At 68.6% G+C, this 24,912-nt stretch carries 24 protein-coding genes; 13 read left to right on the top strand and 11 right to left on the bottom strand.

The annotated features are described in order from the left end of the window. Nucleotides 1-23 precede the first annotated feature (23 nt). Nucleotides 24-1,934 carry a BCCT family transporter gene (locus tag AC1Q87_RS16015; RefSeq protein WP_492609910.1) on the top strand — a complete coding sequence of 637 codons (1,911 nt, stop codon included), beginning with the start codon at nt 24-26 and terminating at the stop codon, nt 1,932-1,934. Nucleotides 1,935-1,966: 32 nt separating this feature from the next. Here the strand turns inward: AC1Q87_RS16015 and AC1Q87_RS16010 are convergent, their stop codons facing one another. Both AC1Q87_RS16010 and AC1Q87_RS16005 read right to left on the bottom strand, forming a co-directional pair. Beyond that, complete coding sequence (locus tag AC1Q87_RS16010; protein ID WP_492609909.1) at nt 1,967-3,205, bottom strand: acetyl-CoA C-acetyltransferase; 1,239 nt, start codon at nt 3,203-3,205, stop codon at nt 1,967-1,969. A gap of 100 nt (nt 3,206-3,305) precedes the next feature. Continuing rightward, the gene (locus AC1Q87_RS16005) at nt 3,306-4,316 is read right to left on the bottom strand and encodes a calcium-binding protein (protein WP_492609908.1); all 1,011 of its coding nucleotides are present in this window, start codon (nt 4,314-4,316) and stop codon (nt 3,306-3,308) included. Nucleotides 4,317-4,539: 223 nt separating this feature from the next. Between AC1Q87_RS16005 and AC1Q87_RS16000 the strand changes: the two genes are divergently transcribed. Both AC1Q87_RS16000 and AC1Q87_RS15995 read left to right on the top strand, forming a co-directional pair. Next, entirely contained in the window at nt 4,540-6,081 is a 1,542-nt protein-coding gene (locus tag AC1Q87_RS16000; protein ID WP_492609907.1) for an arylsulfatase, read from the top strand. Nucleotides 6,082-6,157: 76 nt separating this feature from the next. Then, the gene (locus tag AC1Q87_RS15995) at nt 6,158-7,606 is read left to right on the top strand and encodes a coniferyl aldehyde dehydrogenase (protein WP_492609906.1); all 1,449 of its coding nucleotides are present in this window, start codon (nt 6,158-6,160) and stop codon (nt 7,604-7,606) included. A gap of 373 nt (nt 7,607-7,979) precedes the next feature. Here AC1Q87_RS15995 and AC1Q87_RS15990 read toward each other — a convergent pair whose 3' ends face one another. Next, nucleotides 7,980-8,303, bottom strand: coding sequence for a DUF1476 domain-containing protein (locus tag AC1Q87_RS15990; protein ID WP_492609905.1), 324 nt, complete (start codon nt 8,301-8,303; stop codon nt 7,980-7,982). A 245-nt stretch (nt 8,304-8,548) separates the two neighbouring features. Here AC1Q87_RS15990 and purC point away from each other — a divergent pair, with 245 nt between their 5' ends. Genes purC through purQ form a run of 5 tightly spaced genes read left to right on the top strand, consistent with a single transcriptional unit; the run spans nt 8,549 to nt 11,098 of the window. Continuing rightward, nucleotides 8,549-9,307, top strand: a complete 759-nt coding sequence (purC, locus tag AC1Q87_RS15985) for a phosphoribosylaminoimidazolesuccinocarboxamide synthase (RefSeq protein WP_183773857.1) — start codon at nt 8,549-8,551, stop codon at nt 9,305-9,307. Next, complete coding sequence (gene purS / locus AC1Q87_RS15980; protein WP_183773609.1) at nt 9,307-9,549, top strand: phosphoribosylformylglycinamidine synthase subunit PurS; 243 nt, start codon at nt 9,307-9,309, stop codon at nt 9,547-9,549. Before purC ends, purS begins: the two co-directional genes overlap by 1 nt. Continuing rightward, nucleotides 9,546-9,926 (top strand): hypothetical protein, encoded by a 381-nt coding sequence (locus AC1Q87_RS15975; RefSeq protein WP_492609904.1) that lies wholly within the window; start codon nt 9,546-9,548, stop codon nt 9,924-9,926. Before purS ends, AC1Q87_RS15975 begins: the two co-directional genes overlap by 4 nt. A 13-nt stretch (nt 9,927-9,939) precedes the next feature. Beyond that, nucleotides 9,940-10,425, top strand: a complete 486-nt coding sequence (locus AC1Q87_RS15970; protein WP_492609903.1) for a DUF3291 domain-containing protein — start codon at nt 9,940-9,942, stop codon at nt 10,423-10,425. Between the two features lie 10 nt (nt 10,426-10,435). After that, nucleotides 10,436-11,098, top strand: a complete 663-nt coding sequence (gene purQ, locus AC1Q87_RS15965) for a phosphoribosylformylglycinamidine synthase subunit PurQ (RefSeq protein ID WP_492609902.1) — start codon at nt 10,436-10,438, stop codon at nt 11,096-11,098. Here purQ and AC1Q87_RS15960 read toward each other — a convergent pair. The 3 genes from AC1Q87_RS15960 to AC1Q87_RS15950 form a co-directional block, all read right to left on the bottom strand. Beyond that, a complete protein-coding gene (locus AC1Q87_RS15960; protein ID WP_492609901.1) occupies nt 11,095-11,508 on the bottom strand; it encodes a hypothetical protein in 414 nt (137 codons plus the stop codon). The two genes, purQ and AC1Q87_RS15960, sit on opposite strands and share 4 nt — an antisense overlap. Nucleotides 11,509-11,549: 41 nt before the next feature. Further along, complete coding sequence (locus AC1Q87_RS15955; RefSeq protein WP_492609900.1) at nt 11,550-12,020, bottom strand: hypothetical protein; 471 nt, start codon at nt 12,018-12,020, stop codon at nt 11,550-11,552. A 67-nt stretch (nt 12,021-12,087) separates the two neighbouring features. Then, nucleotides 12,088-12,477: an SRPBCC family protein gene (locus AC1Q87_RS15950; RefSeq protein ID WP_492609899.1), complete on the bottom strand. Its 390-nt coding sequence runs from the start codon at nt 12,475-12,477 to the stop codon at nt 12,088-12,090. A gap of 140 nt (nt 12,478-12,617) precedes the next feature. Here AC1Q87_RS15950 and AC1Q87_RS15945 point away from each other — a divergent pair, with 140 nt between their 5' ends. Continuing rightward, nucleotides 12,618-13,643 (top strand): DUF2804 domain-containing protein, encoded by a 1,026-nt coding sequence (locus AC1Q87_RS15945; protein WP_492609898.1) that lies wholly within the window; start codon nt 12,618-12,620, stop codon nt 13,641-13,643. A 4-nt stretch (nt 13,644-13,647) separates the two neighbouring features. Here the strand turns inward: AC1Q87_RS15945 and AC1Q87_RS15940 are convergent, their stop codons facing one another. Further along, nucleotides 13,648-14,916, bottom strand: coding sequence for an MFS transporter (locus AC1Q87_RS15940; RefSeq protein ID WP_492609897.1), 1,269 nt, complete (start codon nt 14,914-14,916; stop codon nt 13,648-13,650). Between the two features lie 142 nt (nt 14,917-15,058). Between AC1Q87_RS15940 and AC1Q87_RS15935 the strand changes: the two genes are divergently transcribed. Continuing rightward, the gene (locus tag AC1Q87_RS15935; RefSeq protein ID WP_492609896.1) at nt 15,059-15,565 is read left to right on the top strand and encodes a response regulator; all 507 of its coding nucleotides are present in this window, start codon (nt 15,059-15,061) and stop codon (nt 15,563-15,565) included. 71 nt (nt 15,566-15,636) lie between these two features. On the opposite strand, the gene AC1Q87_RS15930 is transcribed toward AC1Q87_RS15935, so the two are convergent. The 3 genes from AC1Q87_RS15930 to AC1Q87_RS15920 all read right to left on the bottom strand — a co-directional run bounded on the left by AC1Q87_RS15930 (nt 15,637) and on the right by AC1Q87_RS15920 (nt 19,539). Then, entirely contained in the window at nt 15,637-17,157 is a 1,521-nt protein-coding gene (locus tag AC1Q87_RS15930) for a hypothetical protein (protein WP_492609895.1), read from the bottom strand. Between the two features lie 121 nt (nt 17,158-17,278). Further along, the gene (locus AC1Q87_RS15925) at nt 17,279-17,827 is read right to left on the bottom strand and encodes a sugar O-acetyltransferase (protein ID WP_492609894.1); all 549 of its coding nucleotides are present in this window, start codon (nt 17,825-17,827) and stop codon (nt 17,279-17,281) included. 2 nt (nt 17,828-17,829) lie between these two features. Then, complete coding sequence (locus AC1Q87_RS15920; protein WP_492609893.1) at nt 17,830-19,539, bottom strand: amidohydrolase; 1,710 nt, start codon at nt 19,537-19,539, stop codon at nt 17,830-17,832. Nucleotides 19,540-19,666: 127 nt separating this feature from the next. Between AC1Q87_RS15920 and AC1Q87_RS15915 the strand changes: the two genes are divergently transcribed. Then, nucleotides 19,667-20,812 carry a pyridoxal phosphate-dependent aminotransferase gene (locus AC1Q87_RS15915; protein ID WP_492609892.1) on the top strand — a complete coding sequence of 382 codons (1,146 nt, stop codon included), beginning with the start codon at nt 19,667-19,669 and terminating at the stop codon, nt 20,810-20,812. 9 nt (nt 20,813-20,821) lie between these two features. Here AC1Q87_RS15915 and AC1Q87_RS15910 read toward each other — a convergent pair whose 3' ends face one another. Beyond that, on the bottom strand, nt 20,822-21,811 hold the full coding sequence (locus tag AC1Q87_RS15910) for a class 1 fructose-bisphosphatase (RefSeq protein WP_492609891.1): 990 nt from the start codon (nt 21,809-21,811) through the stop codon (nt 20,822-20,824). A gap of 214 nt (nt 21,812-22,025) precedes the next feature. Between AC1Q87_RS15910 and AC1Q87_RS15905 the strand changes: the two genes are divergently transcribed. Beyond that, nucleotides 22,026-23,573: a S8 family serine peptidase gene (locus AC1Q87_RS15905; protein WP_492609890.1), complete on the top strand. Its 1,548-nt coding sequence runs from the start codon at nt 22,026-22,028 to the stop codon at nt 23,571-23,573. Nucleotides 23,574-23,584: 11 nt separating this feature from the next. Beyond that, a complete protein-coding gene (locus AC1Q87_RS15900; protein ID WP_492609889.1) occupies nt 23,585-24,874 on the top strand; it encodes a hypothetical protein in 1,290 nt (429 codons plus the stop codon). The last annotated feature ends 38 nt before the right edge of the window (nt 24,875-24,912 follow it).

Raw genomic sequence — 24,912 nt, 5'->3', positions numbered from 1 at the left:
GGACCTCGGCGCTAGAGTCACGCATGCAGACCAAGATGAACCCCCGCGTGTTCTGGGGCTCGAGCGCGATCGTCGGCGTCTTGCTGGCGCTCGCGACGCTGGCGCCCGGCGCGTCCGACTATGTGTTCCAGGCCGCGCAGAGCTGGGTGATCGACAACTTCGGCTGGTTCTATGTCGCCGCGGTCGCCGGCTTCCTGTTCCTGGTGCTGGTGCTCGCCTTCGGGCCGACCGGAAAACTGAAGCTCGGCCCCCAGGACTCCGAACCGGAATTTCCCTACCTCTCCTGGCTCGCCATGCTGTTCGCCGCCGGCATGGGCATCGGGCTGATGTACTTCGCGGTCGCAGAGCCGATCCAGCACTACTCCGCGCCGCCGGAGGCCGCGCCCATGACGGTCGACGCCGCGCGCGAAGCGATGGTCATCACCTTCACCCATTGGGGCGTCCACGCCTGGGCGATCTACGCCGTGGTCGGGCTCAGCCTCGCCTACTTCTCCCACCGCAAGGGTCTGCCGCTCACCCTGCGCTCAGGGCTCTACCCCCTGCTGGGCAAGCGGATCGACGGGCCGCTGGGCGACGCCGTCGACATCTTCGCGATCTGCGGCACCCTGTTCGGGATCGCCACATCCCTCGGGCTCGGCGTCGCCCAGATCAACAGCGGCCTGAGCTACCTGACCGGCATGACGTCCAGCCCGACCGTCCAGGTGGGCCTGATCGTCCTGGTCATGGCCGCCGCGACGATCTCTGTGCTGACCGGCGTCGACAAGGGCGTCCGCCGCCTCTCGGAGCTCAACCTGATCCTGGCGGTCGGCCTCATGCTCTTCGTGCTGATCGCCGGGCCGACGGGGTTCCTCGCCAAGGCGCTGGTGCAGAACTTCGGCCTCTACCTCGACCACTTCTTCGTCCGCACCTTCACGCTCTACGCCTACGAGCCGCGAGCCTGGATGGCGGATTGGACGCTGTTCTACTGGGCCTGGTGGATCGCGTGGTCGCCGTTCGTCGGCATGTTCATCGCCCGGATCTCCAGGGGCCGCACCGTCAAGGAGTTCATCGTCGGCGTGCTGCTGGTCCCGACGGCGTTCACCTTCCTCTGGATGACCATCTTCGGGAACACCGCGATCAGCCTCGACATGGGCGAGGCGGGCGGCGCCATCTCGCGCGCCGTGAACGAGGATCTCTCGACGGCCATCTTCCACTTCCTGGAGCACCTGCCGGGGGCGGGTTTCACCTCGGCGCTGGCGGTCGCCCTGGTGGCGGTGTTCTTCGTGACCTCCGCCGACTCCGGTTCGCTGGCGATCGACACCATCGCCGCAGGAGGCGCCGACGACACCCCGCGCTGGCAGCGCGTCTACTGGTGCTCGCTGGAGGGTCTGGCCGCGGCTCTGCTGCTGCTGGCCGGCGGCCTCGGCGCCCTGCAGGCCGCGACGCTGGTCGCCGCCCTGCCCTTCGCGCTCATCATGATCCTGTTGGCCGCAGGCCTCGTCCGCCAGATGAACGCCGACCTCGCCGGGGTGAGCGTCAGCACCGAAGCGCCGCCGCTGTCCGAGCGGGTTAAGCGCATCCTATCGCCGGCCCGCCGCCGCGATATCGACCAGGAGCTTGAGCGGCACGGGTTTCCGGCGTTGGAGGAGGTTCGCCAAGCCCTCTCGGCCGAAGGGCTCCGGTCCGTCGAGGTCGTCGTCGACCCGACCGGCGCGACGCTCCAGGTTCGGCAGGACGGCGGTCGTGACTTCGACTATCGCCTCGCCGCCGTGTCGCGGCCGCTGCCGGCGTTCTCGGCACTGGAAGCGCCAGAGGGGCGCCGCGCCCAGGAGTGGCGGCTGACCGCGCAGACCGGCGCGGCGCGGCGGCGCGACGTCACCGGCTTCACGCGCGAGCAGATCGTGTCCGACATCCTGGCCGAGCTAGAGACCTGGCGCCACGCCGACGGCCGGTAGGCCGGCTCCCCCGCTGGGGAGCCGGCTCCGTGCTAGACGCGCTCGACGATGATCGCCGGAGCCATGCCGCCGGCGGCGCACATGGTGATCAGCCCGCGCTTGAGGTCGCGGCGCTCCAGTTCGTCGAGGACGGTGCCGATCAGGATCGAGCCGGTGGCGCCGATCGGATGGCCCAGCGCCATGGCGCCGCCGTTCACGTTGACCTTCTCGCGGTCCAGCTTCAGATCGCGGATGAACTTCTCGGCCACCACCGCGAAGGCTTCGTTGATCTCGAACAGGTCGATGTCGTCGACGGTCAGCCCGGCCTTGGCCAGCACCTTCTGCGCCGCCGGCACCGGGGCGTTGAGCATCAGGGTCGGGCTGTCGCCCATGTTGGCCATGGCCACCACGCGGCCGCGGGCCTTCAGGCCGTTCTTGGCGGCATAGGCCGGCGAGGCCAGCAGCACCGCGGCCGCGCCGTCGACGACGCCCGACGAGTTGCCGGCGTGGTGCACGTGGGTGATCTTGAGGTCCGGATAGACCTGACGGATCAGGTCGCCATAGGTGGTGCCCTTGTCGTCGACCGGCACGTTGGCGATCATTTCGAACGAGGCCTTCAGGCCCGACAGCCCCTCGAGCGTGGTCTGCGGACGCGGGAACTCCTCGCGGTCCAGGGCCAGCGAGCCGTCCTCGCGATAGACCGGCACCAGCGACTTGTCGAAGCGGCCTTCCTTGATCGCGACGTCGGCGCGCTGCTGGCTGAGCAGGGCCAGTTCGTCCAGCGCCAGGCGGTTGATGCCTTCCAGCGTGGCGATGGCGTCGGCGCAGACGCCCTGCTGGCTCTGCGGATGCCGCGCGCGCAGGCGCAGGTTGCCGCCGTCCATCATCGGCGGCGTTGAGGGATCGCCGGTCGAGGAGGTGTAGGACATCATTTCGGTGCCGCCGGCGATCACCAGGTCTTCCATGCCCGACATGATCTGCGCCGCGGCCAGGTTCACCGTGGTGATGCCCGAGCCGCAGAACCGGTCGAGCGTCATGCCGCTGGCCTTCACGTCATAGCCGGCGTCGAGCGCGGCCATCCGGCCGAGGTCGCCGCCCTGCTTGCCGCGTTGGCTGGAGGTGCCCCAGATGATGTCGTCGACTTCGCCGGTCTTCAGGTTGTTGCGCTCGGCCAGCGCCTTCAGCACCGTCGCCGCCAGATGCTGCGGGTGAAAGTCGGCCAGCGCGCCTTTGCCGACCTTGCCGATGCCGCGCGGGGTGCGGCAGGCGTCGATGATCAGGGCCTCGGGCATTGTCGTGTTCCTTCCTGGTGCCTCCGGCGCGCGCCGGATCGTTTGGAGGACAGTCGCCCACCCGCCGCCACGTCAGTCCAGCGCAAATCCGCCGCAGGGTTCAGGCCGAGAATATCCACCCGCCCGGCAGCGACGACAGCTGCACGCCGACGAGGATCAGCACGTCCGGACCGCCAAGATTGACCAGCACGTCGCTGCCGACCTGGCTGACCGAATAGGCGGCGCCGCCCTCGACCCGCACCCGGTCGCCCTCGCCGGCGTTGAAGTCCAGCACCCGGTCGATGGCCGCCCCGGCGAAAGTGTTGAAGAGGTCCGCGCCGCTTCCGCCGGCGATGGTGTCGTTGCCGCGGTCGCCGCTGATGAAGTCGTCGCCGGCCGCGCCATACAAGACGTCGGCGCCCTGGCCGCCGCGCAGAGTGTCATTCCCATCGCCGCCGAAGCCGGTGTCGTCGCCCATGTTGCCGTAGACTTGGTCGGCGCCCTCGTCGCCATAGAGCAGGTCGCCGTCCTGGCCGCCCACGACCCAGTCGTCGCCCTCGCGCCCACGGATGGTGTCGCGGCCGACATTGCCGTTGATGTCGTCGAACCGGATCCCGGCGACGATCGAGTCGTCGCCGCCGTCACCGCGCAGATAGCTGTCGCCAGGCCCGTGGTTGGTCCCGCTGACAATGACGTCGTCGCCGGCCCCGCCGTAGAGGCTGTCGTAGCCGCCGCCGCCGTCCATCGTGTCGTCGCCGTCGTGTCCGCGCAGGACGTCGTCGAACGATGCGCCGAGGAGGCTGTCATCGCCGCTCAGGATGATCCGGAAGGCGGCTGGCATGTCGCCGTCCGCGGCCAGGCCGACAATCCGCGTCGCCGAGGCGGAAAATCCCGACACATCGAAGTGCAGGTATCCCGAGAGATTCTCCTGGATGTGATTCAGTTCGCCGCCGGCCAGTCGCCCGGCCCCGTCGAAGCTGAAGTTCCCGAAGAGCGCGACGCGGTCGCCGAAGGCGCCGTCCGAATAGATCCGCCCGGTGTTGGCCAGGGTGATCACGCCGCCGAAAAGAATATTGAGATCAATGGTGTCCATATTGACGCCGAACCTGGCGCCGGCCTTCAGAAACGCCATCGCATGCTCCCGTCGGTTCGCCGACATGACGGGCTCGCCCCAGACGGGCGTCAATGGTCAACACGCTTCGGTGGCGCAGTATTAAGACGAATTAGGAAATCGGCCCGCGCAGCCGACTGCCGACGAGGCCAGGGTATCGCGCGTAGCGTCCGGGGGTTTCACCCGATCCCTTGCCCAGCCCACGGCGTCTTCTCTGGCGGCTCGCAGCAATTGGAGCGCAGCCATGGCCGCCAAGCAACCGAACATCCTCGTCATCTGGGGCGACGACATCGGTCAGTCGAACCTCAGTTGCTACACCCACGGACTGATGGGCTACCGCACGCCCAACATCGACCGGATCGCCAAGGAAGGCATGCTGTTCACCGACAGCTACGGCGAGCAGTCCTGCACCGCCGGCCGCTCCTCCTTCATCACCGGCCAGAGCGTGCTGCGGACCGGACTGTCGAAGGTCGGCATCCCGGCCTCGCCGGTGGGAATGCCCGAAGGCGTGGTGACCATCGCCAACCTACTCAAGAACCAAGGCTATGCGACCGGGCAGTTCGGGAAAAACCACCTGGGCGACCTGAACCACATGCTGCCGACCAATCACGGCTTCGACGAGTTCTTCGGCAACCTCTACCATCTCAACGCCGAAGAAGAGCCGGAGATGGCCAACTATCCGAGCGCGACGGACTTCCCCAATTTCCGCAAGCAGTTCGGCCCGCGCGGAGTGATCCACTCCTGGGCGACCGACAAGGACGACACGACCGTTGAAGAGCGTTGGGGCAAGGTCGGCAAGCAGAAGATCGAGGACACCGGCCCGCTGACCAAGGCGCGGATGGAGACCTGCGATGACGACTTCGTCGCCGCGGCCACCGACTTCATCAAGCGCCAGCACGCGGACGACAAGCCGTTCTTCGTCTGGCTGAACACGACGCACATGCACCTGTTCACGCACACCAAAAAGTCGAGCCTGGGTCAGGCGGGCCGCTGGCAGTCGCCCTATCACGACACCATGATCGACCATGACAAAAACGTCGGCGAGATGCTCGATCTGCTCGATGAGCTCGGCATCGCTGACGACACCTTCGTCATGTACTCGACCGACAACGGCCCGCACCGCAACAGCTGGCCGGATGCCGGTATGACGCCGTTCCGCAGCGAGAAGAACACCAACTGGGAGGGCGCGTTCCGCGTTCCGATGCTGGTGCGCTGGCCGGGCAAGATCGAGGCGGGATCAGTCGCCAACGGCATCGTCCAGCATCACGACTGGCTGCCGACATTCCTTGAAATGGCCGGCGCGCCCGACATCGTCGACAAGCTGAAGAAGGGTTATGACGTCGGTGGCACAACCTTCAAGAACCACATCGATGGGTTCAGCTTGTTGGACTATCTCACCGGCAAGACCAAGGAGAGCCCGCGTCAGCTCTTCTTCTATCTCAGCGACGATGGCGACGTCCTGGGCATTCGCTTCGACAACTGGAAGATCCTGTTCATGGAGCAGCGCTGCCAGGGCACGCTCCAGGTCTGGGCCGAGCCGTTCACGCGGCTGCGGTTGCCCAAGATCTACAACCTGCGGACCGACCCGTACGAGTTCGCGGACGTGACCTCGAACACCTACTATGACTGGCTGCTGCACAACGACTACTTCATCTTCGCGGCCCAGGCCGTGGCGGCGAAGTTCGTGGAAACCTTCAAGGAGTTCCCACCGGTTCAAAGGCCGGGCAGCTTCACCATCGACGACGCGATGGCGAAGATGAGCGACGCCACCGCCGGCGCCAGCTGACGGCTGAGGGACGGTGGCCAGCCGCCGCCGTCCCGCCGCTTCCATTCCGTAACGTCACTATCCGAACATCAGCCGGATGCTCGGGGAGGAGACGAACGACATGGACGCTGCTGCTATGAACGCCCTGCTGGCCAGGCAGAAGGCCGCTCACCTGCGGGACGGAGAGCCCTCCGCCCAGACCCGCATCGATCGTATCGAACGCGCCATCGCCCTGCTGATCGACAATCGCGCGGCCATCGAAAACGCGATCAACGAGGACTTCGGCTCGCGCTCGCGCGAGGCCACGACCTTCACCGACATCGCCGCCTCCATCGGTCCGCTCAGGCACGCCAAGGACAACCTGGCCAAGTGGATGCGGCCGGAGAAGCGCAAGCCGACCCCGGCGATCCTCGGCCTGTTCGGCGCCAAGGCCGAGATCCGCTTCCAGCCGAAGGGCGTGGTCGGGATCATCAGCCCGTGGAACTTCCCGGTGAACCTGACCTTCGGCCCGCTGGCCGGGGTGCTGGCGGCCGGCAACCGGGCGATGATCAAGCCGTCGGAGTTCACGCCGGCGACCTCCGAACTGATGGCCAAGATGTTCGCCGGCGCCTTTTCCGAAGAAGAGATCGCGGTGGTCACCGGCGGACCTGAGGTCGGCCAGGCGTTCTCGTCGCTGGCCTTCGACCACCTGATCTTCACCGGGGCGACCTCGATCGCGCGGCACGTGATGCGCGCCGCCGCCGATAACCTTGTCCCGCTGACCCTCGAATTGGGCGGCAAGAGCCCGGTGATCCTCGGCAAGTCAGCTGATCTCGACGTCGCCTCGGCGCGGATCATGAACGGCAAGACGCTGAACGCCGGCCAGATCTGCCTGGCGCCCGACTACGTCCTAACGCCGAAGGAGAGCCTGGAGCCGTTCATCGCCGGGGCCCAGGCCTCGGTGGCGAAGATGTTCCCGACCCTGAAGGACAACCCCGACTACACGGCCATCATCGCCCAGCGGCACTATGAGCGGATCAAGGGCTACATCGACGAGACCAAGGCCAAGGGCGCGCGGGTGATCGAGCTGAAGCCCGACGGCGAGGACCTGTCGCAGCAGGAGCATCGCAAGATCGCCCCGACCTTGATCATCGACCCGAGCGACGACCTGAAGGTCATGCAGGAGGAGATCTTCGGCCCAGTGCTCCCGGTGAAGACATACTCGGGGATCGACGAGGCCATCGCCTATGTGAACAAGGGCGAGCGGCCGCTGGGCCTCTACTACTTCGGCTCCGACGACACGGAACGCGAGAAGGTGCTCAGCAGCACGACCTCGGGCGGGGTGACGGTCAACGACGTCATCTTCCACGTCGCCCAGGAGAACCTCCCCTTCGGCGGCGTCGGGCCGTCAGGCATGGGCAGCTATCACGGCGTCGATGGCTTCCGCGAGTTCAGCCACGCCAAGTCGATCTATCGCCAGATCAAGGCCGACAAGCCGCTGCAGCAGATGCGTCCGCCGTACGGCCCGGCCATTCGCAAGTACCTGGACGGCCAGTTGAAGCGCTGACGAACAGCGCCAGCTCCGAATCGGTCGAGAGGCCGGCGTCCGCGCCGGCCGCTCCATACGACGACGGCGACGGCTCCTGGGCTTCGGCCGGCGTGAACGCGCAGACCAGGCCCCAGACGGCGACGGCGATCGGTCGTGGCATGGCGGCGCTCCCATCCGGCGGTCTTGAGGCCGCTCGTTGGGTCGTTCTTGCAGCGCTTCATGCGTTGCGCGCAGTTGCACCGGAGCGCGTGTGCGCCGGTGCAACCCGGCGCCACCGGTTGCAATTTGCGGCGCCGCGATGCATTCGGCGACCAGCGTTCTTCGATCACCTGGCGCGCAACAAAAAACGCCGCCCCGAAGGACGGCGCTCTTTTCGCGGTGCCGGAAAGTCTTACTCGCCCGAGCGCAGCTGCTCGCGGGCCTGGGCCAGCAGTTCGTCCATCTTCATGCGCACTTCGCCTTCGCTGACGGCGACGCCCGAGCCCTTCAGGTCCTCGAACACCTTGCGCAGGACGTCTTCGTCGCCCGGCAGTTCGAAGTCGGACTTCACCACGGCCTTGGCGTACTCGGCGACGCTGTCGGCGGACAGGCCCATCAGACCAGCGGCCCATTCGCCCAGCATGCGGTTGCGACGAGCACCAGCCTTGAATTCCTGCTCCTGGTCGAGCTCGAACTTCTTTTCAAAGCCACGCTCGCGATCGTCGAAGGTCGTCATGTGTTCCCCAGTAGGCGGTCGGTCGGCGTTGCATATCCCGTGAACCGCGCCGTAGCAACGTAAACGCACGATGAGGCGATGCGGCTCTTGCGCCGTTTGCGCCGCGGGGGCCAATCCGTTAGTTTTTTCAGGCCTCATATGAGTGAGAGGGCCATACGGTCGGAGCCGCGCGCGTTTGCATGCAACTGCGCGCGTTTTTCGTTTTTCCGCTGGCGGCCAAGCCCTCGCTCTGGGAGAAGGCGCACATGACTACCCGCCGCAAGAAGATCTACGAAGGCAAGGCCAAGATCCTCTACGAGGGCCCCGAGCCCGGAACCCTGATCCAGTACTTCAAGGACGACGCCACCGCGTTCAACGCGCAGAAGAAGGCGATCCTCGAAGGCAAGGGCGTCATCAACAACCGCATCAGCGAGTACGTGATGACCAAGCTGAACTCCATCGGGGTTCAGAACCACCTCATTCGCCGGCTGAACCTGCGTGAGCAGCTGATCCGCGAAGTCGAGATCATTCCGCTGGAGGTCGTCTGCCGCAACGTCGCAGCCGGCAGCCTGTCGCAGCGCTTCGGCCTGCCCGAAGGCCAGGCCCTGCCCCGTTCGATCATCGAATTCTACCTGAAGGACGACAAGCTCAGCGACCCGATGGTCGCCGAGGAGCACATCACCGCGTTCAACTGGGCCTCGACCCAGGAGATCGACGACATGATGGCCCTGACCCTGCGGGTGAACGACTTCCTCACCGGGCTGTTCGCCGGCGTCGGCATCACCCTGGTCGACTTCAAGGTCGAGTTCGGCCGGATCTACGAGAACGACTTCTCGCGGGTGATCCTGGCCGACGAGATCAGCCCCGATTCATGTCGCCTCTGGGACAGCCAGACGAACGAGAAGCTGGACAAGGACCGCTTCCGCCGCGACATGGGCGACGTCATCGAAGGGTACACCGAGGTGGCCCGTCGTCTTGGCATCATGAAAGAGATGCCCACCGTCATCCAAGGAGGCCTGCACTAGTGCGCGCGAAAGTTCATGTGTTCCTGAAGCCCGGCGTGCTGGACGTTCAGGGCAAGGCCGTCGAAAGCGCTCTGCACGGCCTGGGATGGCCGCAGGTCGACGGCGTGCGCGTCGGCAAGACCATCGAATTCGACCTGAAGGACGCCACCGACAAGGCCGCCGCCGAAGCCCAGGTGAAGGACATGTGCGAGAAGCTGCTCGCCAACACCGTCATCGAAAGCTACCGGATCGAGGTGGCGTGAGAGGGCTTGTCGCCCTTTCCCCCATCCTCCCACTGATCCTGACCGCCTGCGCGCCGGAGCCTGAAGCGCCCCGGCCGCGCCTGGCGCTCGACTGCTCGCTCTCCTACGAGGCCTTGTCGGCCAAGGTCCTGGCGCAGCCAGGGCTGATCCCGGCGCCGCAGGAGCGTGGCGAGCCCTATCGCTTCTACAACGTGCCGGGCGGCGGCGAGGCCTTCGTCCTGACGCAGGTCGGCGCGCCCGGCCATCCGGCGGTCTTCAAGCAGGAAGCCGTCCAGGAAGGCGGCCGCAAGGTCATGAGGAACACCGGCTGCGCCTATGGCGACAAGGCTGGATTCGACCAGGTGATGACCTATCTGGAGAGCCTGGGCGCCAGATGAGGGGGCACTATAGTTGAACGGCTATCACCTCGCCCAGATCAACGTGGCCCGGCTGAAGGCGCCGATCGACGCGCCGGAGACCGCGGACTTCAAGAACAACCTCGACCGCGTAAACGCCCTGGCCGAGGCCTCGCCGGGCTTTGTCTGGCGGCTGACCGGCGAGGGCGACGACGCCACCGACCTGGTCGCCTTCGACGACCCGCTGATCATCACCAACCTTTCGGTCTGGGAGAGCCCGGCCGCGCTGGGCGCCTTCGTCTATCGCCCGGGACACGTCGAGATCATGCGCCGCCGCGCCGAGTGGTTTCACGAGATCGAGACCTACATGGCGCTCTGGTGGGTTCCCGCCGGCCACAAGCCGACCCTCGCCGAGGCGGTCGCGCGGCTCGAACTGTTGCGAGCGAACGGCCCAGGTCCGGAGGCCTTCACCTTCCGCGAGCCGCATCCGGCGCCGGATGCGACCACCTCCCCCCTCCCCATTCTCGACAAATGCGCGTAAAGGGCCGCCCATGAAAGCCGCCGTCATCGTATTCCCGGGTTCCAACTGCGATCGCGACTGCAAGGTCGCCGTCGAACGCTCCACCGGCGCCAAGGTCGACATGGTCTGGCACGCCGAGACCCAGCTGCCCCAGGGCCTGGATCTGATCGTGCTGCCCGGCGGCTTCTCCTATGGCGACTACCTGCGCTGCGCGGCCATGGCCGCGCTGGCCCCGGTGATGACCGAGGTCCGCGCCGCGGCCGACCGCGGCGTCGCCGTCGTCGGGATCTGCAACGGCTTCCAGGTGCTGACCGAGTCGAAGATGCTGCCCGGCGCGCTGCTGCGGAACGAGAAGCTCAAATACGTCTGCAAGCCGGTGGCGCTGGAAGTCACCAACGCCCAGACCCGCTTCACCGCCGGCTACGCCGGCCGCCGCGAGGTCGAGATGACGGTCGGCAACGGCGAGGGCAACTACTTCGCCGACGAAGAGACGCTGGACCGGCTGGAGGGCGAAGGCCAGGTGGTCTTCCGCTATCTCGACAATCCCAACGGCTCGTCGCGCGACATCGCCGGCATCGTCAACAAGCGCGGCAACGTCATCGGCCTGATGCCGCACCCCGACCGCGCCTTCGAGGCCGAGCTCGGCTCGGCCGACGGCGCGATCCTCTTCCAGAGCGCGCTCGCCAGCGCCTAGTCCTTGTCGTCTTCGCCGGTCTCGTCGCCGATCGCTTCGGTGACCAGCCGGCGCCAGACCGGGTCGCTGTCGTCGACCAGATCGACGTCCTCCAGCAGCGCTACGGCCCCGCCGCCATCCGGCAGCACCAGGCCCAGCACTTCCATGGTCTCGCCGTCCTCGGAGTCGTGGGCCTCGGCCTGCACGGCGACCGCCGCGACCTCGCCGTCGTCTTCCCACCAGATCACCGGCTGCGGCAGCTCCATGTCGATGGGCCGCCCGCCGGCCGTGTCGCCCAGCGCGAAGATCGCCACCCGGTTCTGCACGTCCTCGAGGGTCGCAAGCGCGCCGGTGAAGGTCTTCAGGCGCGCCCAGTCGTCGACGTCATAGCCGCCGCCATCGAAGATCGGTTCGTCGTCAAACTCGCTCATCGGGCCTGCCTAGACCCGATGGCCGCGCGTTTCCAGCGCCCTCAGTGCACGGTGGCCGAGACGCTGGCCTCGTCGTCCCACATCCGCACCGGCATCGGGAAGCCGGCGTTGCAGAGCGCCACGTTCAGGGTCCGGGCGAGCAGCACCGGCGCCTCGGGCGCGCCGACCAGGGGCCGCAGCAGCTGCAACGCCACGCCCGGCGCGGTCCGGGCGACGCCGCAGGCCAGCACCACCCGCTGCTCGTCCTGGGAATATCCGCCACAGGCGATGCAATGCACCTCCATGGCCCGGCGCGCGTTGCGCTCGATGTGCTCCATCAGCGCCACGAACACGCTGGCCACGGGCTTGGAGCTCACGTGGGTCAGGCCCGGCTGCACCAGTTCGCGCGGATCATCGCCGGCCATGCGGGCCCTGGCCCAGGCGCGCAGCGAGGCGAGCACCAACTGCTCGGACACCGCCAGGCCCTGGGGGCCGACGCGCAGGGAGGCCGCGGCGAGAGGTGCGATGGCCATGGGAGCGCTCCTTATTGCGAATGACTCGCAATATCGATACGCCCACGCGGCCTGCCGGTCAATCGGGCTAAGCCCCTTCGAGGTTGCGTTTCAGCGCCGCCAGACCAGCCTCCATCAGCGGCGTCACCATCTCGGCCAAGGCGTCGGGCTTGATGTCGCTGAACCACACGATCCGGCTGCCGCCGCCCTCCGCGAACACCTGCATCGAAGCCGCGTGCCGCGTGAACGGGCCGTCGACGACGCTGTAGGCGACGCGCATCGAGGGCTCGTCGACGCCCAGGATCTGCTCGGTCACGACCATGCCGTTTGCGAAGGTCACGGTGCGCAGGTCGCCATCGAGGCGGCCGTCGACCAGCACGCCGGCGAACAGTTCGTGCGCCCTGCCGACCTGCCGCAAGCGCTCCCAGACGCTCTCCATCGGCAGGTTTACCGACACGTCTCGCAGGATCGTGACCATAGGAGGCCTCCGCTGACCGATTTTCAGGGATTGTAGCCCTCCGGGCCGCCGGCTTCTGGCGGCTATCGGACGCTATCGGCAGTCTTTGCGCTGCCGTTGCGTCATGCCGTAAGCACGGCCGGGCAACCTGCGGAGGCGACATGCAGAAGCTGATGGGATCGGGCGAGTTGCTCGACGCGGACGGACACCTGGTCGAGCACGGCTGGGCCGCCAGCGAGGTTCGCCGCTACGATCGCGCCGCCATCGGCGTCGCCGCCGACGATCCGGCGATCAAGGAGTGGGACTACTACGCCATCCTCTCGCCCGACTTCGGCCTGGCGCTGACCGTCGCCGACAACGGCCACATGGGCTTCCTCGGCGTCTCGTGGATGGACTTCCAGGCGCGCAGCTTCGTCAACGGCGGCGTCGGCCTGCCGGCCCCGCACGGCGCCATGGACCTGCCGCCCAGCGCCGACGTCGGCGACATCGTCCACGCCCATCCCAAGATGGAGATCGCCTTCCGCTTCACGCCCGGCGGCCGGGTGCTGACCTTCGATGCGCCGAGCTTCGACAAGGGCGCCGGCATCTCCGGCGAAATCGTCCTGGCCCAGCCGCCGATGGACCGCATGGTCATCGCCACGCCCTTCGCCGAGCAGGCCAGCGCTTTCTATTACAATCAGAAGATCAACTGCATGCCGGCCAGCGGCCATGTGGTCTACGCCGGCCGGCGCTACGCGTTCGAGCCGGCGAGCGCGTTCGCCGTGCTCGACTGGGGCCGCGGGGTCTGGACCTACGACAACACCTGGTACTGGGGCTCGGCCTCGGGCCTGGTCGACGGCAAGCCGTTCGGCTTCAACATCGGCTACGGCTTCGGCGACACCTCGGCCGCCTCCGAGAACATCCTCTTCTACGACGGCAAGGCGCACAAGCTGACCGAGCTGGAGTTCCATCTGCCGGCCGGCGCCCACGACAGCGGCCCCTGGCGCTTCACCTCCAGCGACGGCCGCTTCGAGATGACCTTCGACCCGATCGTCGACCGCCACGCCGACTTCGCCATGGGAACGGTCAGCAGCCGACAGCACCAGGTGTTCGGCAAATTCTCAGGCGTCGCGGTGCTGGACGACGGAACGCGGCTGCAGGTCCGCGACCTGATCGGCTTCGCCGAAGAGGTCGAGAACCACTGGTGACCGATCAGGCCTGCTGGTGCTTCAGCGGCAGCAGGGCCACCAGGCTGATCAGCGCCGCGACGGCCAGGTAGATCCCGACCGGGACCAGGCCGCCCTTGGTCGACAGCGCCTGGGCGACCATCGGGGTCAGGCCGCCGCCGATGATGCCGCCGACGTTGAAGGCCATCGAGGCGCCGGTGTAGCGCACGCGGGCCGGGAACAGGCCCGGCAGGAACGCGCCCAGCGGGCCGTAGACGAAGCCCATGGTCAGCAGCGCCAGCGACAGGAACGCCCAGCAGCCCAGCAGCGAGCCGCCGCCCATCATCGGCGCCATCAGCGCCCCGACGGCGATGGCCATGAAGCAGCCGGCCATCAGCACCCGGCGCGGGTTGCTGGCGTCCGACCAGTAGCCGGCCAGGATGATGCCCAGCGCCATGAAGCCGATGGCGCCCAGTTGCACGCCGAGGAAGGTCTCGCGGCTGTAGCCCAGGGTCTGGGTGCCGTAACCGAGCGCGAACGCGGTCGCCAGGTAGAAGGTCGCGAAGCAGGCCACCACCGCGAAGGTGCCGGCCAGCGTCGGGCCCAGGTGCCGCTTGAACAGCTCGGCCAGCGGCACGTCGGACGGCTTCTCCTCGGCCAGGGCCTTGGAGAAGGCCGGGGTCTCGGTGAGCTTCAGGCGCACCCAAAGGCCGACCCCGACCAGCAGGGCGCTGCCCAGGAACGGGATGCGCCAGCCCCAGGCCTGGAATTGCTCGGGCGTCAGCAGCATGCCGAGGATCAGGAACAGGCCGTTGGCGGCGATGAAGCCGACCGGCGCGCCCAGCTGCGGGAACATGCCATAGCGCGCGCGCCAGCCGGGCGGCGCGTTCTCGACCGCCAGCAGCGCGGCTCCGCCCCACTCGCCGCCCAGGCCGAAGCCCTGGCCGAAGCGCAGGATGCAGAGCGCGACCGGCGCCAGCCAGCCGGCCTGCTGATAGGTCGGCAGGAAGGCGATCAGCACCGTCGAGGCGCCCATCAGCAGCAGCGAGGCGACCAGGGTCGACTTGCGCCCGATGCGGTCGCCGTAGTGGCCGAACACGATCGCCCCGACCGGGCGCGCGAAGAACGCCACGGCCATGCTGGCGTAGGACGAGAGGAGTTGCATCGAGGGCGAGGCGGCCGGGAAGAACAGCGGCCCGAACACCAGCGAGGCGGCAGTCGCGTAGATATAGAAGTCGTAGAATTCGACGGCGGTGCCGACCAGGCTCGCGCCCAGGACCCGCCGCGTCGACGGCGCCTCAACAGTCTTCGACATCCACACCCCCAATGATTGGCGTCCGGCTTCGCGCCAGACGCCTGTCAGGTCAAGGCGCGGGACGCGAAAACTGCGCGGAAGGGGTTGCGACAGTTCGCCTGATTGGCGTCTATCAGGACATAGATTCGCCGAGGACGGGAAAGTGACGCAAGGACTTGGAGCTCTGCGAATACTGGTCGTCGACGACAACGAGCAGATGCGCACGATTATCGGCACGGTGCTCGCCGCCGCCGGGGTCGGACGCCTCTTCTATGCGACCGACGGGCGACAAGGCCTGGACCAGTTGATGGCCGCACCGGTCGACGTGGCCTATGTCGATTACGAGATGCCGACGATGAACGGCCTCGACTTCATCTCGCGGGTCCGGGCGCTGCCGGGCGAGGCCCGCTATCTGCCGATCATCATGCTGACCGGACACTCGGACCTGCCGCGCCTGAATGCGGCGCGCGACCGGGGGGTGAACGAATTCCTCGCCAAGCCGGTCACCGCCCGCGACATTCTCAAGCGGCTGGAGTCGGTGATCCTGCGCCCCCGCCCCTACGTCGCGGCCAGCGACTTCTTCGGACCGGACCGGCGTCGGCGCTCGCCCACCGGCTACACCGGTCCGATGCGCCGCGCCGTCGATCAGGCCGGGGTGCTCGAGCTCTAGCGTCCGCACACCGCTCATCCCGGCGAAAGCCGGGATGAGAGGATAGGGCCCCGTCCCGCCCTACCCCTTAACTACCAAGCGCGGCAGCTCGCCTCAGCGACCGAAGCCACCCGCACCCAGCGATAGCCCTGCACCTCAGCGCCGCCGACGTCGTAGGTCGCCGGCTCGCGGGTGAAGCACGGGCCGAACGCGCCGGCGTCGGGCACGAACATCTCGCCGCCCAGCACGACCTTTTCGAAGGTCGCCACCGCTTCGGGTCCCAGCTCGCCGCCGACCATCGCCTTCCAGGCCTCGTGGTCGAAGGTCGCGCCCTGCTCGCGGCTGACGAACATCGGCGCCAGCAGGTCGTCGAGCTTGCGCTTGCCGCCGGACTTGGCGCGGATCTTGGCGTCGAGGTCGGCGAAATAGAGCGCCCCGCGGTTGTAGGGCACGTGGCGGATGCTCTCCGAGCCGAACCCGGCCTTGGCGATCTTCTCGGCCGACCAGTCGCGCGCCTCGCTGCCCCAGTAGCCGCGGGTCATGGCGTTAATCTGCTCGCCGTACTCCTCGACCGTCGAGAACCCGGCGCGCAGGGGGGCGAGCGCCGTGTAGTGGGTGGTCAGGCCCTCGCTGAACCAGCTGCTGATCCCGACCGCGCCCGGCGACTCGACGCCGCCGACCCACTGGTGGATCATCTCGTGGGCGAAGGTCGTGCGTGGCCCTTCGGCGGCCGGGTCGCGCGGCGCCGAGCCGCGCGAGAGCATGAACGAGTTGGCCAGCGCCGTCCCGCCCCCGACCGGCGGGGTGTCGAGGAAGCGCATGAACACCCGATAGCGCGGGGCCGGCTTCAGATAGCCGAAGTCGTTGTCGAGCTGCTGGTAGAGCTTGCCGGACCATTCGAGCTCGGCCGCCGGGTCGAACGGCGACTGGCCAAGCCAGGTCCCGCTGAAGCCGTCGATGTCGCCGCTCTCGGGGAAGCGGCCCATCGGCCCGGCCATGTACCAGGCCTGGCGCAGCTTCTCCGGATCGCCGGTCAGGCTCACATCGCCGTCGCCGAAGGAGGCGACCGCGCTCGAGCCCTTGGCCAGGCCGCTGAGATCCCAGCGCAGCTTCAGCTCCGCCTCGCCGACCTTTTCAGGCAGGACCAGGAAGCCGGCCCCGGCGCCGCTGACGCCGCCGCCAGAGGGCCGGATGCCGAACGGCGGGCCCTGCGGCGCGCCTGCCGGCTGCACCAAGGCGCGGTAGCTGATCTTCACCGGATAGGAGACGGCGCGCTGGGCGGTCCAATGCCGGAAATAGGGGAAGCCGCCCGGCGCGGCCGGATCGTCGAGCGACGTCAGCGGCACGACGCCCTTCGCATCGGTGACGATCAGGTTCTGCACCCGGTCGGCGACGCCGCGCACGCCGGCGTAGACAACCGGCGCCGACAGCACGAGGCCATCGCCCTGCCCGCCTGCGAGCTCGGTCTTCACGTCGATGGCGGTGACTTCGGTTCCGCCGTCACGGACCGGCTTCAGCACCGTGTCCAGCCGCGGCGCGGCCTGCGCGCCCAAGGCGAACACGCTCGCCGCCGTCGCCAGCAGCCAAGTTCCAGACTTCGAACCGATGCGCATGTCGCCCCTCCTGCTTGCGACAAATGCTATGCGCCGGCGGAGGCTTTTCTATGCAAAGTCGAACATGCGGCGCTGATCGACGAGCAGGCCCATGCGCGAGCAGAGCGAAGGGGCGAAACGGCTATGCGCGCACCCTGGCCGGATTGCCGACCACGGTCGCGCCCGGCGGGACGTCGCGGGTCACCACCGCCCCGGCGCCGACCAGGGCGTCGTCGCCGATCCGCACGCCCGGCAGGATGATCGCGCCGCCGCCGATCCAGACATTGGCGCCGATGCTGATCGGCCGGCCGAACTCCAGCCCGCCGGCGCGCTCGGCCGCGTCGCGCGGATGGTCGGCGGCCAGGATCTGCACGCCCGGGCCGATCTGGGTCTTGGCCCCGATGGTCACCGCCACGACGTCGAGGATCACGCAGTTGAAGTTCAGGAACGCCCCGTCGCCGAGGCTGATGTTGAAGCCGTAGTCGCAATGGAACGGCGGGCGGATCATCGCCCCTTTGCCGGCGAAGGCGAGCCGCTCGGCCAGCAGGGCGTGGCGCTGGTCCATCGGCAGGTCGAGGGCGTTGAAGCGGGCCATCCAGGCGACCGCCGCGGCGTGGTCGGCCTGGATCTCGGAGTCGCTCGCGTCATAGAGCTCGCCGGCCAGCATCTTCTGCTTCTGGGTCAGGGCCATGCCTATCCGCGCCAGATGCTGACGCCCTCCTTGATCGTCTCGACCACCTTCAGCGAGGCCAGCTTCTCGGGATCCATGGCCGTCGGGTCCTGGGACAGCAGCGCGAAGTCGGCCAGCTTGCCGGCGACGAGCGAGCCTTTCGTCGCCTCCTCGAAGTGCTGATAGGCGGGCCAGATGGTCATCGCCTTCAGCGCGACGTCCACAGGAACCCGCTGATGCGGCCCCAATATGTCGCCCGTGCGGGTGCGGCGGGTGACCGTCGCCGAGAGCACGCGGATCGAGTCGGGTTTGGCCACCGGCGCGTCGTGGTGGGTGGTGAACATCATCCCGCGCCGCAGCGCCCAGCCGGTCGGCGAGATGTTCTCGGCCCGCACCGGCCCGAGCACGGAGTCGCGATGCCAGTCGCCCCAGTAGAAGGTGTGCATCGGGAAGAACGACGGGATGATCCCCAGCGCCTTGCAGGCGTCGACCTGGTCCTCGCGGGCGGTCTGGCCGTGGATCAGCACCGGGCGGCGGTCGCCGGGGCCGTACTTCTTGGTCGCCTCGCGCACGCCGGCGATCAGCACGTCGATGGCGGCGTCGCCGTTGGCGTGGACCAGGATCTGCCAGCCGTTAGCGAAGGCCTTGTCGATGGCGGCGAGGCACTGGTCGACCGGCACGGCCGGATAGCCGGCATAGGCGGCGCTCTGCCCCTCCGGCGGCACGAAGTACGGCTGCGACAGCCAGGCGGTCTTGCCCTGCGGCGAGCCGTCGATCGACAGCTTCACGCCGCCGACGCGCAGGCGGTTCGTATAGGTCCGGCTCAGCAGCGGCGGCACGACGACGTCGGTCGCGGTGAGGACGTCCGGATAGGCGACGACGTCGGCGGTGAGCATGCCCTTGCCGGCCGCCAGCTGCAGCGCCTTCACGCCGCCGCTCGACGACTTGCCGTCCTGGCAGGTGGTGTAGCCGTACGAGGTGTAGAGCTTCACGCCCTCGGCGATCATCTTGAGGTTGGCGTCGAGGTCGAGCCGGCTCAGCAGCGTGCCCATCACGCCCATGAAGGCGTGCTCCTCCATCACCCCGTTGGGCTCCTTGCCGCCGGCCTCGCGGCGGAAGACGCCGCCCTGCGGATCAGGGGTGTCGGCGCTGACGCCCGCCGCTTCCAGCGCCTTGGAGTTGGCCACGCCCAGGTGGCCGGACTGGTGGATGAACAGCACCGGGACCTCGGCGGAGATCTCGTCCAGGTCCTTGCGGGTCGGGTGGCGCTGCTCGCGCAGTTGGGAGTCGTCGTAGCCGAAGCCGATGACCAGCTTGTAGCGGTCGATGAACGGGCGGTTGGCCTCGATCCAGGCGCGGGTCACGCGCTGGAGGTCGGGGATCGAATTGCCCTGCCCGTCCGGCGCCGGCAGCAGGTTGGCCGAGATCGCCTGCAGGCCGACGAACGAGACGTGGCCGTGCGGGTCGACGAAGCCGGGCAGCAGCGCCCGGCCGTCCAGGTCGACCAGCCGCGCGCCGCGGCCGGCCCTGGCCAGCACCTCGTCGCGTCCGCCGAGCGCCAGGATGCGCCCACCGCGCACCGCGAGCGCCTCGGCTCGCGGGAGGGCGTCGTCCATGGTCAGGATCGTTCCGCCGGAATAGACCGCGGTCTCCGACGCCGCGGCGGCGGCATGTCCGCCATAGGCCGCGGCGGCCGCGGCGGTGACGATGAAGTTGCGGCGCGTGCCGACCATGAAACGTCCTCCCAAGAGGCCGGCGGTCTGATCGCCGCCTGGGCCCGGAGCCACCATCGCCCGTTCCGTCCAGGCTGTCAGGCGCCGCCTCCTTGATTTGGCCGGCCCCCTGGGTCACAGCAGCGGCATGTCCCTGCGCATCGACCCGTTCCACGCCATTTCCGTCAGCGGCCTGGCCCATCGGCTGAAGGCCGAGGGCCGCTCGGTGATCCACATGGAGTTCGGCCAGCCCTCGACCGGGGCGCCGAAGGCCGCGATCGAGGCCGCGCACCGCGTGCTGGACAGCGACCCGATGGGCTACTGGGAGAGCCCGGCGCTGAAGGCCCGGATCGCGCGGCACTACAAGGACAAGTACGGCGTCGAGGTCGCGCCGAACCGCATCACCCTGACCTGCGGCGCCTCGCCGGCCCTGGTGCTGGCGCTGGCCTCGTCGTTCAATCCCGGCGACCGCGTCGCCCTGGCCCGCCCCGGCTACGTCGCCTATCGCAACACGCTGAAGGCCCTGCACATCGAGCCGGTGGAACTGGCCTGCGGCGCGAACGAGCGCTACCAGCTCAGCGCCGAGCGCATCGCCGCCCTCGACCCGGCCCCGGCCGGCGTGATCATCGCCAGCCCCGCCAACCCGACCGGCACGATCATCCCGGCCGCCGAGCTGGAGGCCATCGCCAAGGTCTGCCGCGAGCGCGGCATCAAGATCGTCTCGGACGAGATCTACCACGGCCTCAGCTACGTCGAGCCGGCCCGCTCGATGCTGGAGTTCGAGCCGAACGCCCTCGTGGTCAACTCGTTCTCGAAGTACTTCAGCATGGCCGGCTGGCGGCTGGGCTGGCTGCTGTCGCCGCCCGAGCACGTGAAGGCCGCCATCGCCTATATGGGCGCGCTGTTCCTGACCCCGCCCTCGCTCGCCCAGCACGCGGCGCTGGCGGCGATGGACAGCGATGACGAGCTGGAAGGCCACATCGAGGTCTACCGCGCCAACCGCGCCCTGCTGCTGGAGGCGCTGCCGCAGCTAGGCCTGTCGGCGATCGCCCCGCCCGACGGCGCCTTCTACATCTATGCCGACGTCGCCCATCTGACCGACGACAGCCTCAGCTTCTGCCAGCGGCTGTTGCAGGACACCGGCGTCGCCACCGCGCCCGGCGTCGACTTCGACCCGGTCGAGGGCCACCACTTCATCCGCATGTCGTTCGCGGTCTCGACGCCCGAGATCGAGGAGGCGATCGCCCGCCTGGAGCCGTGGTTCGCGGCCCAGGCCGCCTCGACGGCGACCTAGGCCCGATCCTCAGCCGGCGTCCTGGGCGAGGTACTCGGTCCAGGCGTGCTCCAGCACCTGGCGCGAGCCCAGCGCGATCGGCGAGCGCTGGTGCAGCGTCGAGGGGCGGATGTCCAGCACGGGGCCATCGCCGCCGTAGGCGACGCCGCCCGCCTTCTCGATGAGCCAACCCATCGGCGCGCATTCGTAGAGGATCCGCAGCTTGCCGTTCACGACCTTGGGCCGGGTGTCGCCCGGGTAGAGGAAGATCCCGCCGCGGACCAGGATGCGGTGCACGTCGGCGACCATCGCCGCGGTCCAGCGCATGTTGAAGTCCTGCTTCAGCGGACCCTCGCGGCCGGCCAGGACGTCGACCATGTAGCGGCGCAGGCCCGGCTTCCAGTGACGCTCGTTCGAGGAGTTGATGCCGTACTCGCCGCTCTGCTCGGGGACCTTCATGTCTGGATGGCTGAGCAGCCAGGCGCCGCGCTCGCTGTCGAGCGTGAACCCGGTCACCTCGCCGCCGACGCTCAGCACGAACACGGTCTGCGGCCCGTACATCGCATAACCGGCCGCGATCTGATTGCGGCCCGGCTGCAGGAAGTCCGCCTCCTGCACCGGCCGCGAGGCGTCCACCGCCGGCAGCACCGAGAAGATCGACCCGACGCACATCGAGACTTCGATGTTGCTCGACCCGTCCAGCGGATCGAACGCCAGCAGCAGGCCGCCGCCCAGCGCGCCCGGCTTCACCTCGTCCAGTTCCTCTGACGCGAAGCCGGCGAACGCCGGCTCCTGGCCGCAGAGGTCGAGGAAGACGTCGTTGGAGACGACGTCGAGCGCCTTCTGGACTTCGTCCTGGACATTGGTCGTGGCCAGCGCGCCCAGCCGGCCTTCGAGCGGCGCGCGCTCCACCAGCCCGGAGATCACGCGACAGGCCTCGGCGACGCGTTCCAATCCGGCCAGCAGCCCTTCGGCGGGCAGGTCTTGCTGGGCGAGCCAATCGGTGAGCGTCGTCGTCATGCGTGTTGTTCCTTCAAACCGGCCCCTCGATAGCCGTTTGCGCGGCCGGGGACGACCCGCCTTTGCAGCTCAGGACGATCCGGCGGCTGGGAAATTGCGATCCCGTCGCCGCGATATTCAATCGAGGCAAGAAATTGTGACAATTCTTCCCTTAAGTTGACTCGTGCGTGGGCGGCCAGCAACCTAACGGCGTTCGCTGAAGAGGGCCGCCGGCATGGCTGACTCAACGCCCGACGCCATCCGTGAGACCTTCGCCAAGACCCGCATCGCCCTCGATCTGCTGGCGGTGCTGGGCGACGACCCACGGCGCGTGATCATCGAGTTCAACGCCAACTTCCCGGGCGGCCAGGCCGCGGCGCGCACCCTGTTGCTGACGTGGCTGCTCGACCTCAAGACCTTCGAGTTCGACGACATCCTGCGGCCGGGCTGGGCGGTCGCCGCGCCGATGCTGGGCGAGGCGCGCCCCGTCGGCGACCTGCCGGACATCGGCCGCGAGGAGCTGGAGCTCTACAACTCGCTGCTCACCGAGAGCTATCTGTTCGCCTGCCTGGACAAGAAGCGGGTCCTGGCCCTGGCCCAGCTCGCCGCGAGGTTCCACGACATCGAGGAGGAGTTCGGCTTCGTCTACCGGATCTGGGCCGATCCGGTGCTCCGCCCGCAGGTCTATGTCTCGCGCCGGACCATCAAGGCCGATGCCGCGCGCGCCGCCTTCAGCGCCGCCGGACAGGACATCGTCTGGGCGGTGGCCGACACCGGCGTCCATCCGCACGCGCACTTCGATCTGCACCAGAACCTCAAGCTCAAGGACGGCCTGCGTCACCGGGACTTCACCCGCAACTACGCCGCGGCCGGCGACGCCGAGGCCGGGGCGCTGGAGGACCATGCCGGCCACGGCACCCACGTCGCCGGGATCATCGCCGGCGAGACGATCACAGGCGAGGCGCACGCCAACGTCGGGCAGATCGCGGTCAAGCAGCTGATCCGCAAGGACGAGGCCAAGGTCGCGACGACCACCACCAAGGGCGCAGTGAGCGAGATCTCCGGCGTCGCCCCGCGCTGCAAGATCCTCAGCCTGAAGGTGATGACCGCCAAGGACGACGGCCACGCCAGCCGGCTGATCGCCGCCATCGGCTACATCCGGCTGCTCAACGGCCAGAGCCCGGAGCCGAAGATCCACGGGCTCAACATCAGTCTCGGCTACCCGTTCGACCCGACCACCTTCGGAGCCGGCCAGAGCCCGCTCTGCCGGGCCGTCGACAAGCTGGTCGCGAGCGGGGTCGTGGTGGTCGTCGCCGCCGGCAACAGCGGCTATGGCGAGGTGTCGGTCACCGGCGGCTTTGCGCCCGCCGCCCACGCCTCGACGATCGCCGACCCCGGCAACGCCGAGCTGGCGATCACCGTCGGCTCGACGCACCGCGACATGCCGCATCGCTACGGCGTCTCGCACTTCTCGGCCAAGGGGCCGACCGCGGACGGACGGCTGAAGCCCGACCTGGTCGCGCCCGGCGAGCGGATCATCTCGTGCGAACTGCCGGCCAAGGCGGGCGCGGCGCCGAGTTTCAAGGAAGACACCGGCACCAGCATGGCCGCGCCGCACGTCTCCGGCGCGATCGCCGCCTTCCTGTCGGTGCGGCGCGAGTTCCGCGGCGAGCCGCTGCAGGTCAAGCGGCTGTTCCTCGACAACGCCACCAGCCTCGGCCGCCAGGCGACGTTCGAAGGCCGCGGCCTGGTCGACGTGATGCGCACCCTGCAGGCCGTCTAGGAAGGACGCCCATGAGCAAGATCGGTCCCTCCCCGTTCGTCTGGCTGAAGTTCGACAAGACCGGGCGGCTGCTCGAAGGCGGCGCCGCGGCGCTCAAGGCCGCGCTGACCCCGGACATCGGCCACCTGGTGGTGCTGTCGCACGGCTGGAAGAACGACGAGACCTCTGCCTGGAAGCTCTATTCGAGCCTTTGGCCCAACGTCGCGCCGCACCTGGGCGCGATCGACCCGGCCAAGGTTTTGGTGGCCGGTGTCGCCTGGCCCTCGCGGCGCTACGCCCTGCCGGTGGACGCGCGGGCCCTCGCGGCGGCCGCCAGCGACGGCGGCGGGGCGCTGTCGGCCGCGGCTAGCGCGCCTGGCGTTCCCGACCTAACCGCCGCGCAACTCAAGACGCGCCTCGCCGCCGAACTGGGCGGGGTCAGTCCCAAGGCCGCCGCGAGGATCCGCGCCGCAAGCGCGGCCTATGTCGCCGCGCCGTCCGAACAGACGGCCGCCGATCTGGTCGCCGCCTTCATCGACGCCCGCACCGCGCCGAAGCACATGGGCGAGGAAGCCGACACCCTGGCCGCGGTGGCCGCCAGTCCCGGGGCGCGGATGAGCAACCTGGCGCTGCCGCCGAAGTACACCACCAAGGCCGGCGTCGGCGCAGTGCAGGGCGGGCTGGGCGACGGAATCTCGGACCTGCTGCGCGGACCGAAGGCCGCGGTCCTGCGGCTGGCCGAACAGTTCAGCTACTACGAGATGAAGACCCGCGCCGGTGTGGTGGGGGCCAAGCTCGGCGCGGCGCTGGGCGGCCTCACGCCCACGCACGGCGTCAAACTGCACCTGGCAGGCCACAGCTTCGGCGCGCGGCTGGTGACGGCCGCGGGCCAAGCCTTGCCGGCGGGCGGATCACTGGACTTCTTCAGCCTCACCCTGCTGCAGGGCGCCTTCTCGCACAACGGCTTGTCGGCGGCCCGTCGCGGCGGGTTCGCCGCCGTCCGCGACAAGCCCAGCGGCCCGATCGCGATCTCCCACACCCACAATGACGAGGCCTGCACCTTGGCCTACGCCCTGGCCTCGCGCCTAGTCCGTGACGCGACGCTCGGGGTGGGCGACAAGAACGACAAATTCGGGGCTATGGGCGCCAACGGCGCTCAGTTCGACGGGGGCGAAACGGGTGCGACGCACGTCACCGACACCAACTTCGCGCCCGCCCGCAGGGCGATCACCAACTTCCTCGCCGACAGCTACGTCAGCGAGCACAACGACGTGACCAACGCCACCGTCGGCAAGCTGCTGGCCGCTGCGATCAGGGCGTAGAGCGGGTGGAATTAGCTAGCGTCGGCCCTGACGTCTGG

The organism is Phenylobacterium sp. GW823-FHT02A09 (assembly GCF_058797775.1).
This window is presented reverse-complemented; position numbering and strand designations above follow the sequence as displayed.